Source organism: Pseudomonas sp. Ma2-10, assembly GCF_054330215.1.
In genome coordinates, this window is record NZ_JBTEYL010000012.1 from 103,742 (window position 1) to 117,597 (window position 13,856).

Genomic DNA, 13,856 nt, shown 5'->3' on the forward strand with positions numbered 1-13,856 from the left:
GTTCTCCTAAATGCTCACTTCAACGCCGTGACGCACGACGCGTTTTTCCAGGTCGCCGCCCAGCCAGTACGACAGGTCGGCTGGACGGTCGATTTGCCAGGCGACGAAATCTGCACACTTGCCGACTTCCAGCGAACCGTGGGTTTGAGCCATGCCCAGCGCCGTGGCGGCATGAATCGTTGCACCCGCCAAGGCTTCTTCCGGGGTCATGCGGAAACAGGTGCACGCCATGTTCAGCATCAAACGCAACGACAGCCCTGGTGAAGTGCCTGGGTTGAGGTCGCTGGCGATGGCGATTTTCACGCCGTGTTTGCGCAACGCCTCCATCGGCGGCAATTGGGTTTCCCGCAGGAAGTAAAACGCGCCGGGCAGCAGCACCGCGACGGTGCCGGATTCCGCCATGGCGATGGCGTCGTCTTCGGTCATGAACTCCAGGTGATCGGCCGACAGTGCGTGGTAACGTGCCGCCAGACTCGAACCATGCAACGACGACAACTGTTCGGCGTGCAGCTTCACCGGCAAACCGAGCTTCTGCGCGGTGATGAACACCCGCTCGACCTGCGCCGGCGAAAACCCCAGGTATTCGCAGAATGCGTCCACCGCATCCACCAGCCCTTCGGCGGCAAGGGCCGGGAGCATGGCGGCGCAGACGTGATCGATGTAGTCGTCGGCACGATCCGCGTATTCCGGCGGTAAGGCGTGAGCGGCCAGGCAAGTGCTGCGCACACTGACCGGGAACTCGGCGCCGAGACGGCGGATGACCCGCAGGATCTTGCGCTCACTGGCCAGGTCCAGGCCGTAGCCTGATTTCATTTCGACCGTGGTCACGCCGTCGCGCATCAGGCTCTTCAGACGCTTGGCGGCACTGGCGAACAGTTCCTCTTCAGTGGCCGCGCGAGTGGCGCTTACGGTGCTGGCGATACCGCCACCGGCCGCTGCGATTTCTGCATAGCTGACGCCTTGCAGACGCTGTTCGAACTCACCGCTGCGGTTACCGCCAAACACCGTATGGGTGTGGCAGTCGATCAGGCCCGGCGTGACCCAGGCCCCTTTCAGGTCGTTGACCGCCGGGTATTCACCCGACGGCAGTTCAGCACGTGGGCCGATCCACTCAATGTGCGCACCGGACGTCACGATGGCCGCATCCTCGATGATCGAGTAGACGCCTTGCGCCATGGTTGCAACGTTGCAGTGTTGCCAGAGCGTTTTCATCCTGGCCTCCGTTAGGTTATCGATGAGAAAAATCAGGGTCTCGCGCCACCAGTGCCGCTTTACCTGCCGCTGGTTTGACCCACGTCAGGTAGGCCAGCACCAGCAGCACAATCCAGACTACGCCAACGATCAGCGCTGCCTGGGTATCCGGGAAGTAGCCGAGCACGCCGAAAATGAACAGCATGAACGCAATCGCTGCCATCGGCGCATAGGGCCAGAACGGCACCGGGAATTTCAGTTGGGCGACCTGCTCGCGGCTCATGGAACGACGCATGGCCACTTGGGTGAACAGAATCATCAACCAGACCCACACCGTCGCAAAGGTGGCGATAGAGGCGATCAACAGAAAGACGTTTTCCGGAATCAGGTAGTTCAGCAGTACGCCTAGCAGCAGCGCGCCACTCATCACGACTACCGTCATCCATGGCACGCCATTGCGTGACAAGCGGGCGAAGCCTTTGGGCGCATGCCCTTGCTGGGCCAGACCGTACATCATGCGGCCAGCGCCGAAGATGTCACTGTTGATCGCCGACACCGCCGCCGAGATCACCACGATATTGAGAATGGTCGCTGCCGAGCTGATCCCCAGGTTGTCGAAAATCTGCACGAATGGACTGCCTTGGCTGCCGATCTGCTGCCAAGGAAAGATCGACATCAATACGAACATCGTCAGCACGTAGAACAGCAGGATACGCAACGGTACGGCATTGATCGCCCTGGGTAGCACGCGCTGCGGGTCTTTGGCTTCTCCGGCCGTTACGCCGATGATTTCAATGCCGCCAAAGGCAAACATCACCACCGCAAACGAAGCGATCAGACCACCCACGCCATTGGGCATGAAGCCGCCATGGCTCCAGAGATTGCTGATGTCGGTCGCCTGGGCGCCGGGGGCCGTGCTGATGCCGAACAACATGATGCCGAAGCCACCCAGGATCATCGCGACGATGGCCCCGACCTTGAGCAACGACAGCCAGAACTCCATTTCACCGAAGACTTTGACGTTGCACAGGTTCAAGCCGCCGACCACCGAGACGATGCCCAGCACCCAGATCCAACGGGCGACTTCCGGAAACCAGAAACCCATGTAAATACCGAATGCGGTGACGTCGGCCATGCCGACGATGACCATTTCAAACGCGTAGGTCCAACCGAGGATGAAGCCCGCCATCGGCCCCAGGTAGGTGCTGGCGTAGTGGCCGAAAGAGCCGGCCACCGGGTTGTGCACCGCCATCTCGCCGAGGGCGCGCATGACCATGAACACCGCCGCGCCACCGATCAGGTAAGCGAGAAGGACCGCAGGACCGGCCATTTGAATGGCCGAGGCAGAACCGTAAAACAGCCCGGTGCCGATCGCCGACCCCAGCGCCATGAAGCGAATATGTCGGGCAGAGAGCCCGCGTTTGAGTCCTGTTGCTTGCTGTTGCATTGCTCGGTCCTTATTATTTTTATTGGCGGAAATGGTCGTTCCCACGCTCCCGCGCGGGAACGATCATCAGACTTACAGGCTCGGCAGCAACGTCGCCGGCACCAGTGCGTTGAGGCAACGGGTCGCCAACAACTCGCTCGCCGCGTTGATGTCCGGCGCAAAGAAGCGATCCTTCTCATAGAAAGGCACCTGCGCACGCAGAATCGCGCGGGCTTCTTCCAGCTTCGAAGACGTCTTCAAGCCATCACGCAGGTCCAGACCCTGGCAGGCCGCCAACCATTCCACCGCGAGAACGCCGCGAGTGTTTTCGGCCATTTCCCACAGGCGCTTGCCGGCAGCCGGCGCCATGGACACGTGGTCTTCCTGGTTCGCGGAAGTCGGCAGGCTGTCCACCGAATGCGGATGGGACAGCGCCTTGTTCTCGCTGGCCAGTGCCGCAGCCGTCACCTGGGCGATCATGAAACCGGAGTTCACGCCGCCATTGGCCACCAGGAACGGCGGCAGTTGCGACATGTGCTTGTCCATCATCAGCGAGATACGACGTTCGCTCAGGGAACCGATTTCCGCGATGGCCAGCGCCATGTTGTCCGCGGCCATGGCGACCGGTTCGGCGTGGAAGTTACCGCCGGAGATCACGTCGCCTTCAGCGGCGAATACCAGCGGGTTGTCCGAAACGGCGTTGGCTTCGATGGCGAGCACTTCGGCGGCCTGACGGAACTGGGTCAGGCAAGCGCCCATGACTTGGGGCTGGCAGCGCAGGGAGTACGGATCCTGGACCTTTTCGCAGTTCTGGTGCGAGTCGGACACTTCGCTGCGCTCGCCCAGCAGATCGCGGTAAGCGGCAGCGGCGTCGATCTGGCCTTTCTGGCCACGCGCGGCGTGGATACGCGCGTCGAACGGCGAGCGCGAGCCCAGCACGGCTTCAACGGTCAGTGCGCCCAGCGCCACAGCGCCAGCGAACAGGTCTTCACCTTCGAACAGACCACGCAGCGCGTAAGCGGTGGACACCTGAGTGCCGTTGAGCAGCGCCAGACCTTCTTTGGCAGCCAGGGTCAGCGGGGTCAGACCGGCGACTTTCAGCGCTTCGGTTGCTTCCATCCACTCGCCTTTGTAGCGAGCCTTACCTTCGCCCAGCAGCACCAGCGACATGTGGGCCAAAGGCGCCAGGTCACCGGATGCACCGACCGATCCTTTCAATGGAATGTGCGGGTAAACCTCGGCATTGATCAGGGCGATCAGGGCGTCGATGACCTTGCGTCGAATGCCAGAGAAACCACGGCTCAGGCTGTTGACCTTGAGCACCATGACCAGTCGAACCAGTGCGTCGCTGATTGGTTCACCGACACCGGCGGCGTGGGACAGCACCAGCGAACGCTGCAGGTTTTCCAGGTCTTCGCTGGCGATACGGGTCGAGGCCAGCAGGCCGAAACCGGTGTTGATGCCATACGCGGTGCGGTTCTCGGCGAGGATCTGTTCCACGCAGGCAACGCTGGCTTCGATTTGCGCCGAGGCGCTGTTGTCGAGGGTGATTTTGACCGGTTGCTGATAAACATCACGCAGTTGGGCAAGGCTCAGTTGGCCAGGAATCAAATTAAGCGTAGTCACATCATTCTCCTTTTGAGAGCTTCTTATTAACTCACCAGACGCTCCGGAGAGGTCCGTTGTCCGTCGCGTCTCGCTTTTGGGGAGACGCGCCTTGGCACGCTGGTGTGGTGGAAATCAGTTCAGGTTCGGTAAAGCCTTGTGCAGCAAATTCGGGTCTTTCAACACGCTGGCAGCGGCGGCGATGTCCGGTGCCAACCAACGGTCCTGGTCGTAGGCCGGGACGTGTTCGCGCAGCAGGCGCCAGGCAATATCGGTGCCGGCGCCGAAGCGTTGTTCTTTGAGGAATTCAAACGCCTGGGCCGCCAGCAAGTACTCGATAGCGAGGATTTGCGTGCAGTTTTCAAGGGCGCGATGCAGCTTCAGCGCGGCGTTGGTGCCCAGGCTCAGGTGGTCTTCCTGCAGGCCGGACGTAACGTAGTTGTCGAGCACCGCCGGTTGCGCCAGTTGACGGTTTTCCGCACACAGCGAAGCGGCGACGTACTGGACGATCATCATCCCGGAGTTCACCCCCGGGTTGGCCACCAGGAAGGCCGGCAGACCGCTGACATGCGGGTTGATCAAGCGGTCCAGACGACGTTCGGCAATGGAGCCGATTTCAGCCATGGCGATGGCCAGCACATCCGCCGCCATCGCGACCGACTGACCATGCGGGTTAGCCTGGGACATCACTCGGAAGTCGTCCGGCGTCCCCAACAGCATCGGGTTGTCGGTAACAGAGTTGAGTTCGGTTTCGATCTGCTTTTTCGCGTGTTCAAGCTGATCGCGAGCGGCGCCGTGAACTTGCGGAATCGAGCGGATGCTCAGCGCATCCTGAGTGCGAATGCCTTTGCTGCTGGCGATCACTTCACTGCCATCGAGCAATGCACGCAGGTTGATGCCGACTTGCTGCATGCCTGGATGCGGTTTGAGCGCGATGATCTCGGCATCGAACGCGGCAATCTGACCGCGTTGGGCCTCGAAACTCATGGCGCCGATCACGTCGGCCCATTGCACCAGACGCGTCGCGTCGGCGAGTGCCAGGCAGCTGAGGCCGGACATGCACGGTGTGCCGTTCACCAGGCACAGGCCATCTTTGGCGCCCAGCTGAACCGGTTGCAGACCTTCTTCGGCCAGGGCTTGCTGCGCGGAAACGATCTGCCCGCGATAACTGACATTGCCGACACCCAGCAACGCGATGCTGATGTGGGCCATGTGGGTCAGGTAACCCACCGAACCCTGGGACGGCACTTGCGGGGTGATGCCGCGATTGAGCAGCGCCAGAAGACCCTCGACGACCCGGCGGTGAATACCGGATTTGCCATGGCTGTAGTTGCGAATAGCGGCGCAGAGGATTGCGCGAGTCTGTTCGTCGGCCAATGGCGCGCCAACGCCACAGGCGTGACTGAGCAGGGTGTTGCGCGACAACTGGCTCAGTTGCTCGTCTTTGAGCGAGACGTTGCACAAGGCACCAAGGCCCGTGTTGACGCCATAGGCGCGCTCGCCACTGGCGACGATGCGCTGGACGATCGCCTGGGCATTCTCGATCCGTGCCCAGGTCTGTGACGACAGCTCAAGCTGTGCGCCATGGCGGGCAACGGCAACCACATCCTGCCAACGCAACGGGGCGTCGGCGATAACGATTTTTTCAGCCTGGGACATCTTTGACCTCTTGAACTTGATCGTTCCCACGCTCTGCGTGGGAACGCCGTCTTTAAACCACCGCAGCCCGACGCTGTACGAACCGGTCCACATACTCATCCGCCGGCGAATGCAGGATCTCTCTTGGCGTACCGACCTGAATCAGGCGGCCATCCTTGAGAATCGCAATGCGGTTGCCGATGCGCACGGCCTCGTCGAGGTCGTGGGTGATGAAGACGATGGTCTTGTGCAGGGTCTTTTGCAGCTCCAGCAACTGGTCCTGCATTTCTGCGCGAATCAGTGGGTCGAGGGCACTGAAGGCTTCGTCCATCAAGATGATGTCGGTGTCTGCCGCCAAGGCGCGAGCCAGGCCCACACGCTGACGCATGCCACCCGAAAGCTGATGCGGGTATTTGTTTTCGTAGCCCTTGAGGCCCACGGTGCTGATCCAGTGCAGCGCGCGCTCGGAGCACATTTGCTTGGTTTCGCCGCGCACTTTCAGGCCGTAGGCAACGTTATCCACCACGGTTTTGTGCGGCAGCAGGCCGAAGCTCTGGAACACCATGCTGATCTTGTGCCGACGAAACTCGCGCAGGGCTTGCATGTCGTATTGCAGGATGTCCACGCCGTCCACCAGGATCGCGCCGCTGGTCGGGTCGATCAGGCGATTGAAGTGGCGCACCAGGGTGGACTTGCCGGAACCCGACAGGCCCATGATCACGAAGATCTCGCCGGTGCCGATGCTCAGGGACAAGTCGTTCACGCCGACCACGCAGCCGGTTTCGGACAGCACCTGATCCTTGGTTTTGCCCTGCCCAATCATGGCCAGCGCATCCTTGGAACGGTTGCCGAAAATCTTGAAGACGTTTTTGACTTCGATCTTGCTGATGGCTTCGTTGTTCATTTGCTCACCTCATGCCGTGGCCGACCATACGCCTGAGTAATACGGTCGATAACCACTGCCAGAATCACGATCGCCAGGCCCGCCTCAAGACCACGCCCGACGTTGAGGGTCTGAATCCCCACCAACACGTCCTCACCCAAGCCACGGGCACCAATCATCGAGGCAATCACTACCATCGACAGGGCCATCATGGTGGTCTGGTTAATCCCGGCCATGATGCTCGGCAGGGCCAGTGGAAGTTGCACGCCAAACAGTTGCTGCCAGCGGTTGGCACCGAAGGCGTTGATTGCTTCCATCACTTCACCGTCGACCTGGCGAATACCCAAATCGGTCAGGCGGATCAGCGGTGGTGCGGCGTAGATCACGGTGGCGAAAATCGCCGGGACCTTGCCCAGGCCGAATAGCATCAGCACCGGGATCAGGTACACGAAACTCGGCATGGTTTGCATGATGTCGAGCAACGGCATCAGCACCGAACGCAGGCGATTGCTGCGCGCCGAGAGAATGCCCAGAGGAATGCCGATCAACACCGAAATGACCGTCGCGACCATCATCAGCGCAAGGGTCTGCATCAGCTTGTCCCACAGCCCGACGGCACCGACGAGGAACAACAGGCCGACGATGACCGCCGTCGTCACGACCTTGCGGGTCGCGTGCCAGGCCACGCCCGCCACGATCGCCAGCATCAGCCACCAAGGCGCCGCACGCAGCAGCCCTTCAAGATTGACGATAGCCCACAACAGCGTGTCGGAGATCTGCCGGAACACGTCGCCGTAGTTGGTGACCAGCGAATCGACCCAACCGTTGACCCAGTCGGCGATAGAAAAGGTAAAGCTTTCGGGAAACATAAGAGACTCTCAATCAAGGGGTTGCGATACAGCCTGCGACTGCCGTTGCCGGCAGTCGTGAAAGCTGGACCTACAAGGCCGCGTCGATCTTTTTGGCCGCGTCTTCGCTTACCCACTGGTGCCAGACTTCAGGATGTTCCTTGAGGAACGTTTTCGCCAGCTTCGGCGAAGCGATCCGCTCCTTGGCCATGCGCCCAAGGTTCTGATTGAGCAGGTCGATTGGCAGGTTGACCTTTTCCAGCACCGCCACCAGTTCCGGGGCTTGCTCGTGGAAGGTCTTGGACAGGCCGACCTTGATGGTCACGCTCTTGTCCACGCCTGGTTTCTCTTCGAGTTTCACCAGATCAACCTGGCCCATCAGCGGGGTGGGCGACCAGTAGTAAAACAGGATCGGCTCGCCACGTTTGTAGCTCGACAGCACCGCGGCATCCAGTGCCGGACCGGTGCCCGGACGGAAGTTGGTGTAGGTGCTTTCCAGGTCGTAGCTTTTCAGCATTTCGCTGTTATCCAGCTCACAGGTCCAGCCCGCCGGGCAGTTATAGAAGCGGCCCTTGGATGGCTCTTCCTGGTCCTTGAACACTGCAGCGTATTTGCCCAGATCGGCGATTGCTTTCAGGCCCGGGGCTTTAGGCTCCAGCTTGCGCTTGGCGTCGCCTTCGATCACGTAGCGCGGCACGTACCAGCCTTCGATTGCGCCAACCACCGGAGCGCCGACACCGACGACCTTCCCGGCCTTCTCGGCCTTGTTCCAGATTTCGCTGCGGCCGACCCACTCTTCGGCGAACACTTGAATGTCGTTGCTGCCCAGGGCGTTTTCCATGGTGATGGAGTTGCCCGGCAGGCTGTCGGTCTTGCAGTCGTAGCCCTTCTCCAACACGATTTGCATCACGTCGGTCAGCAGCATGCCGCTTTCCCAGTTCAGACCGGCGAATTTCACCGGTTTGCCCGACTCGCACCAACCCGCCGCCTGAGTGGCGCCGGCGCTGGCGAGCAGGCCCATCGAAAGCAATGCGGTCAGCAGGGTCTTGTTCGATTTCATTGTGTGACGCTCCTAATCATGAATTGGCTTACGGCAGTCAAGAGGCATCCAGCCCTGTCCACGTCCAATCAGGTCTGCGCCGCAGCGCGACCGGTCCCGTTTGTTTTAGGTGCTGCATCGCTGTTCTGCTCGACTGGCAGAATCAGGTGGTCGGGTACTGCGCTGTGCCATTTTTTCGCGCACACGTAATACAGGGCTGCGGGAAGCACCAGACCGATGATCCAGGAGATATCCACATCACCCAGGGCCGCCACTAGCGGACCGGTATAGAACTTGGTGGAGATGAACGGCAGCTGCACCAGTACACCGAAGACATAGACGCTGATACCGAGGGCATTCCAACGGCCGTAGCGACCATTCGGATCGGCCAACGCCGGCACGTCGTAGCGTTCGCGGGTGATGCAGTAGTAGTCCACCAGGTTGATCGCGCTCCAGGGCGTAAAGAACGCCAGCAGGAACAGAATGAAGGACTTGAACGCACCGAGGAACGAGTGCTGACCGAGCAACGCCATCAGGGTCGCAGTACCGACGATGACCAGTACGAAGACCAGGCGCTGCAAGCGCGTTACTTTCAGATCACCACGAAAACCGCTGATGACGGTCGCAATGCACATGAAGCTGCCGTAGGAGTTCAGCGTGGAGATGGTGATCTTGCCAAACGCGATGCTGAAATACAGCAACGCAGCGGTGGCACCGGTACCGCCCAAACCTACGATATAGGCCACTTCGTGGCCGGCGAATTGGCCGTTGGCCGATGCGGCAGCGAACACGCCGAGGACCATCGCGACCTGCGCACCAATGACCGAACCTGCGCCGGCGGCAAAAAATGTTTTCACCGAGGAAATCTTGCTCGGCAGGTAGCGAGAGTAGTCAGCCACATAAGGGCCGAAGGCGATCTGCCAAGACGCCGCGAGCGATACCGCGAGCAAGAAGCTGCTCCAGCTGAAGTGGCGGATTTGCAACAATGCGCCAACATCAACCTGGCTCATCAGACGGCTGAACAGATAAACAAAGGCAATCACGCCAATGACACTGGCAACACGGCCGATCCAATGGATTACCCGATAACCGAGCACCGTAACCAGCACGATGACACTGGCAAAAATCAGGATGCCAACGCTGTCGCTGACGCCAAACAACTGGCCCAGCGCCTGACCGGAAAGCACGGTTCCCGTTGCGGTAAAGCCCAGGTACATCAAGCAGACCAGCACGATCGGGATGGCCGCGCCATACACGCCGAACTGTACCCGACTGGAAATCATCTGCGGTAGACCCAGCTTGGGCCCTTGCGCGGCATGCAGCGCCATGACCCCGCCGCCGAGCAGTTGACCGATCAACAGACCGATCAACGACCAGAACACGTCACCGCCCAGCACCACGGCCAGGGCCCCGGTGACAATCGCGGTGATTTGCAGGTTGGCACCCATCCACAGGGTGAACTGGCTAAATAGACGACCGTGTCTTTCCGCTTCCGGGATGTAGTCGATCGAGCGCTTCTCGATCAACGGTTTGTTGCCTGCACGTTCGCTGACAGCCATGGTTCAACCTCTGTGGATTGTTTTGTGGGGTTGGCTTTGCGTTGTTATTTACCGGTAATCATCGGCAGGTTCAGGCCCTGCTCCTTGGCGCAATCGATCGCGATTTGGTAACCGGCATCGGCGTGACGCATGACACCGGTCGCCGGGTCGTTGTGCAGAACGCGAGCGATACGCTCGGCTGCTTCGTCAGTCCCGTCGCAGACAATCACCATGCCCGAGTGCTGGGAGAAGCCCATGCCGACGCCGCCGCCGTGGTGCAGGGAAACCCAGGTCGCGCCGCTCGCGGTGTTGAGCAGAGCGTTGAGCAGTGGCCAGTCGGACACGGCATCGGAGCCATCTTGCATGGATTCGGTTTCGCGGTTCGGGCTGGCCACCGAACCGGAGTCCAGGTGGTCGCGACCGATGACGATTGGCGCGGACAATTCTCCGCTGCGCACCATTTCGTTGAACGCCAGACCGAGCTTGGCGCGCAAGCCCAGGCCCACCCAGCAGATACGTGCCGGCAGACCCTGGAAGCTGATGCGCTCGCGCGCCATGTCCAGCCAGTTGTGCAGATGCGCGTCGTCCGGGATCAGTTCTTTTACTTTGGCGTCGGTTTTGTAGATGTCTTGCGGATCGCCCGACAGTGCAGCCCAACGGAATGGACCGATGCCACGGCAGAACAGCGGACGGATGTACGCCGGTACGAACCCCGGGAAGTCGAAGGCGTTTTCTACGCCTTCTTCTTGGGCCATCTGACGGATGTTGTTGCCGTAGTCGAACGTCGGGATGCCCATCTTCTGGAAATCCAACATCGCTTTAACGTGCACGGCCATCGATTGCTTGGCGGCTTTCACCACCGCAGCAGGCTCGGTCTTGGCGCGCGCGCGGTACTCTTCCCAGGTCCAGCCGGCCGGCAGGTAACCGTTGAGTGGGTCGTGGGCGCTGGTCTGGTCGGTGACCATGTCCGGGCGCACGCCACGCTTGACCAGTTCCGGCAGGATTTCAGCGGCGTTGCCGAGCAAGGCGATGGAAATCGCTCTGCCTTCTTTGGTGTATTTGGCGATGCGGGCCAGCGCGTCGTCGAGGTCGGTGGCTTGCTCATCGACATAACGGCTGTTCAGGCGGAAATCGATGCTGACCTGCTGGCATTCGATGTTCAGCGAGCAAGCGCCGGCCAGGGTCGCCGCCAGAGGCTGAGCGCCGCCCATGCCGCCGAGGCCGGCGGTCAGGACCCAACGACCTTTCAGGTCATCGTTGTAGTGCTGGCGACCGGCTTCGACGAAGGTTTCGTAGGTGCCTTGAACGATGCCCTGGCTGCCGATGTAGATCCAGCTGCCGGCGGTCATCTGGCCGTACATGGCCAGGCCTTTGGCGTCGAGTTCGTTGAAGTGCTCCCAGCTCGCCCAGTGTGGCACCAGGTTGGAGTTGGCGATCAGTACGCGCGGGGCGTTGCTGTGGGTCTTGAACACGCCGACCGGCTTGCCGGATTGCACCAGCAGGGTCTCGTCGTCATTCAGGTTGGTCAGGCTTTCGACGATCTTGTCGTAGCATTCCCAGTTACGTGCCGCACGACCGATACCACCGTAAACCACCAGTTCTTTAGGGTTCTCGGCGACTTCCGGGTCGAGGTTGTTCATCAACATGCGCAGCGGTGCTTCAGTCAGCCAGCTTTTGGCGGTCAGCTTGTTACCGCGGGCAGCGCGGATTTCGACATTACGATATTTCGTAGGTTTCTGGGTATTGTCAGTCACGNTGCTTCAGTCAGCCAGCTTTTGGCGGTCAGCTTGTTACCGCGGGCAGCGCGGATTTCGACATTACGATATTTCGTAGGTTTCTGGGTATTGTCAGTCACGAAAAAGACTCCTCAGCGATCAATCCAAACCAACCCTGGCGGTGGGTAAGCCAGCCTGTGTGCATCGTTGCGCCACAAGCGAATCAGTGGACGTTGCGAGGAGTCTCGGTCGACTCATACGCATACGTCTTTACTTGTACATACAAGCATATGCAATCAAGCGGCCAACTTGCTGGATGGCGGTTCAAGAAAAGTTTTTAACACGCTGTAACGCTTCTGGATCAAGGGTTGTAGAAGAGATGAAATTTTTCGGGGGGATTTTTCGGGGGGCGTGACCGCTGTTACTAGAGCGTGGTTTTGCGCCACGCTGGGGCGTTCGGTAACAAGTTGGTGCGCAGTTTCGAATCAGAAGATCGTTCCCACGCGCTACGTGGTAACGATCATCGGTGGTCTTGGATCAGCGTGCAGTCAGTTCGATCACACAGCACGGGCCATTGCTCGAGACTTCCAGCAGGCCGGCGTTACCGTCGAGTTGCAGACAGTCATGACGGCCGAGTTGTGACGCTCTGTTTCCGAGCTTCACTTCAAGCTCGTCAGTGACACTAAATACGAGCACGGTGCCTGCCGAGCTGAAAAACCGCTGCTCGCCGTCCAGCCACTGCAATCGCGCGCGGTAACGCTGCGGTGCATAAATCAGGTTGAAGTCGCGGATTGGCCCACAGAGCAATGCGCAGGAAACCTGGCTCTCGCCGCTGAACGCAAATGGGTCCAGCGGTAACAGTGGCGGAGTGTCCTGACCATCAACCCGCAACGTCATGCCGTCGCCTTGCAATACCGTGATCACCCGCTCATAGCCGGCGAACGTCGAGAAGCCGCCCGACTCGCCAATATCGGCAATCGACAGGCGCCAGCCGAAACCATCAAGGCCGGTGCCCGCGTCGCGAGTGATCTCTTCGGTACTGCCGCCGCCGTTTTTCCACGGCATGCGCGGGTAATCTATTGCGCGTAGAACCTTCAACTCATTCATTTATGGCTCTCTATTTATGAAACCGCCCTTCCAGACGATGACGGGAACCGGGGTGGATCAAACGGGCGGCGGTCACTGGCTGACGGCCGGACCAGGTGCGGCGACGAATCAGCAGGCACGGCTCGCCCTTTTCAATCTGTAACAACTTGCACTCGCTGGCCTCGGCCAGAATCGCCTCGACCACGTGCTCGCCTTCAGTCAGCGGCGCGACCTGGTTCAGGTAGGCGTAAGGCGTTTGCAGGGTGAAGTCCTGCTTGAGGTATTCCGGGGCTACCAGCGCGTTGACGAAGCGGTCTTCGATTTGCACCGGGATATCATTTTCGAAATGCACGATCAGCGAGTGAAAGACTTTCTGGCCTTCACGCATGTCCAGCGCCAGGGCACGCTCGGAACCGGCGGCCTCTTCTTCCAGGGTGATGACCTTGCAGGTGTGGCGATGGCCACGGGAGGCGATTTCGTCGGCGATGTTGTGCACTTCAAACAGCGCGGACTGACTTTTCGGCTCGGCGACGAACGTGCCGACGCCCTGCATGCGCACCAACAGACCGTCGGCGGTCATCTCGCGCAAGGCGCGGTTGATGGTCATACGGCTGAAACCCAGCTGGTTGACCAACTCGCTTTCCGACGGAACTCGGTAATGCGGCGGCCAGTTTCCACTGTCGATTTGCTGGGTGATCATCTGTTTGACGCGGGCGTACAAGGGCGCCGGACTGTCGCCCAGATTGGCGCTCAGATTGGCATTCGGCGGCAATGTGGCAGACGGAGTTGGCACGGTTAATCCTTGTTCATTTGTTGGGGGCTACTAGCTTGCCGGAGTTTACCGAGCAGGCAAACGTCTGTATATGTATATACAAATAACACACGAT

At 60.0% G+C, this 13,856-nt stretch carries 11 protein-coding genes; all 11 read right to left on the reverse strand.

The features are described from left to right. Positions 1-6 precede the first annotated feature (6 nt). On the reverse strand, positions 7-1,212 hold the full coding sequence (hutI, locus tag ACXPVS_RS16230) for an imidazolonepropionase (RefSeq protein ID WP_458510834.1): 1,206 nt from the start codon (positions 1,210-1,212) through the stop codon (positions 7-9). Positions 1,213-1,228: 16 nt separating this feature from the next. Further along, positions 1,229-2,638 (reverse strand): amino acid permease, encoded by a 1,410-nt coding sequence (locus tag ACXPVS_RS16235; protein ID WP_458510835.1) that lies wholly within the window; start codon positions 2,636-2,638, stop codon positions 1,229-1,231. Between the two features lie 72 nt (positions 2,639-2,710). Continuing rightward, positions 2,711-4,243: a histidine ammonia-lyase gene (gene hutH / locus ACXPVS_RS16240; protein ID WP_458510836.1), complete on the reverse strand. Its 1,533-nt coding sequence runs from the start codon at positions 4,241-4,243 to the stop codon at positions 2,711-2,713. 114 nt (positions 4,244-4,357) lie between these two features. Continuing rightward, complete coding sequence (gene hutH, locus ACXPVS_RS16245) at positions 4,358-5,881, reverse strand: histidine ammonia-lyase (protein WP_458510837.1); 1,524 nt, start codon at positions 5,879-5,881, stop codon at positions 4,358-4,360. 52 nt (positions 5,882-5,933) lie between these two features. Further along, positions 5,934-6,764 (reverse strand): quaternary amine ABC transporter ATP-binding protein, encoded by an 831-nt coding sequence (locus ACXPVS_RS16250; protein ID WP_458510838.1) that lies wholly within the window; start codon positions 6,762-6,764, stop codon positions 5,934-5,936. After that, positions 6,761-7,612: an ABC transporter permease gene (locus tag ACXPVS_RS16255; protein WP_045061975.1), complete on the reverse strand. Its 852-nt coding sequence runs from the start codon at positions 7,610-7,612 to the stop codon at positions 6,761-6,763. Before ACXPVS_RS16255 ends, ACXPVS_RS16250 begins: the two co-directional genes overlap by 4 nt. Positions 7,613-7,682: 70 nt before the next feature. Further along, the gene (locus tag ACXPVS_RS16260) at positions 7,683-8,651 is read right to left on the reverse strand and encodes an ABC transporter substrate-binding protein (protein WP_458510839.1); all 969 of its coding nucleotides are present in this window, start codon (positions 8,649-8,651) and stop codon (positions 7,683-7,685) included. Between the two features lie 68 nt (positions 8,652-8,719). After that, entirely contained in the window at positions 8,720-10,189 is a 1,470-nt protein-coding gene (locus ACXPVS_RS16265) for a purine-cytosine permease family protein (RefSeq protein WP_458510840.1), read from the reverse strand. A 44-nt stretch (positions 10,190-10,233) separates the two neighbouring features. Beyond that, entirely contained in the window at positions 10,234-11,922 is a 1,689-nt protein-coding gene (hutU, locus tag ACXPVS_RS16270; protein ID WP_458510841.1) for a urocanate hydratase, read from the reverse strand. A gap of 498 nt (positions 11,923-12,420) precedes the next feature. Beyond that, positions 12,421-12,990 carry a HutD/Ves family protein gene (locus ACXPVS_RS16275; protein ID WP_458510842.1) on the reverse strand — a complete coding sequence of 190 codons (570 nt, stop codon included), beginning with the start codon at positions 12,988-12,990 and terminating at the stop codon, positions 12,421-12,423. A gap of 10 nt (positions 12,991-13,000) precedes the next feature. Then, the gene (gene hutC / locus ACXPVS_RS16280; protein WP_458510890.1) at positions 13,001-13,669 is read right to left on the reverse strand and encodes a histidine utilization repressor; all 669 of its coding nucleotides are present in this window, start codon (positions 13,667-13,669) and stop codon (positions 13,001-13,003) included. Positions 13,670-13,856 lie beyond the last annotated feature (187 nt).

Excerpts from the sequence above, each read along its gene's own strand:
- hutI (WP_458510834.1), bottom strand. The coding sequence starts at position 1,212 with ATGAAAACGCTCTGGCAACACTGCAACGTTGCAACCATGGCGCAAGGC.
- ACXPVS_RS16235 (WP_458510835.1), bottom strand. The coding sequence starts at position 2,638 with ATGCAACAGCAAGCAACAGGACTCAAACGCGGGCTCTCTGCCCGACAT.
- hutH (WP_458510837.1), bottom strand. The coding sequence starts at position 5,881 with ATGTCCCAGGCTGAAAAAATCGTTATCGCCGACGCCCCGTTGCGTTGG.
- ACXPVS_RS16250 (WP_458510838.1), bottom strand. The coding sequence starts at position 6,764 with ATGAACAACGAAGCCATCAGCAAGATCGAAGTCAAAAACGTCTTCAAG.
- ACXPVS_RS16255 (WP_045061975.1), bottom strand. The coding sequence starts at position 7,612 with ATGTTTCCCGAAAGCTTTACCTTTTCTATCGCCGACTGGGTCAACGGT.
- ACXPVS_RS16260 (WP_458510839.1), bottom strand. The coding sequence starts at position 8,651 with ATGAAATCGAACAAGACCCTGCTGACCGCATTGCTTTCGATGGGCCTG.
- ACXPVS_RS16265 (WP_458510840.1), bottom strand. The coding sequence starts at position 10,189 with ATGGCTGTCAGCGAACGTGCAGGCAACAAACCGTTGATCGAGAAGCGC.
- ACXPVS_RS16275 (WP_458510842.1), bottom strand. The coding sequence starts at position 12,990 with ATGAATGAGTTGAAGGTTCTACGCGCAATAGATTACCCGCGCATGCCG.
- hutC (WP_458510890.1), bottom strand. The coding sequence starts at position 13,669 with ATGATCACCCAGCAAATCGACAGTGGAAACTGGCCGCCGCATTACCGA.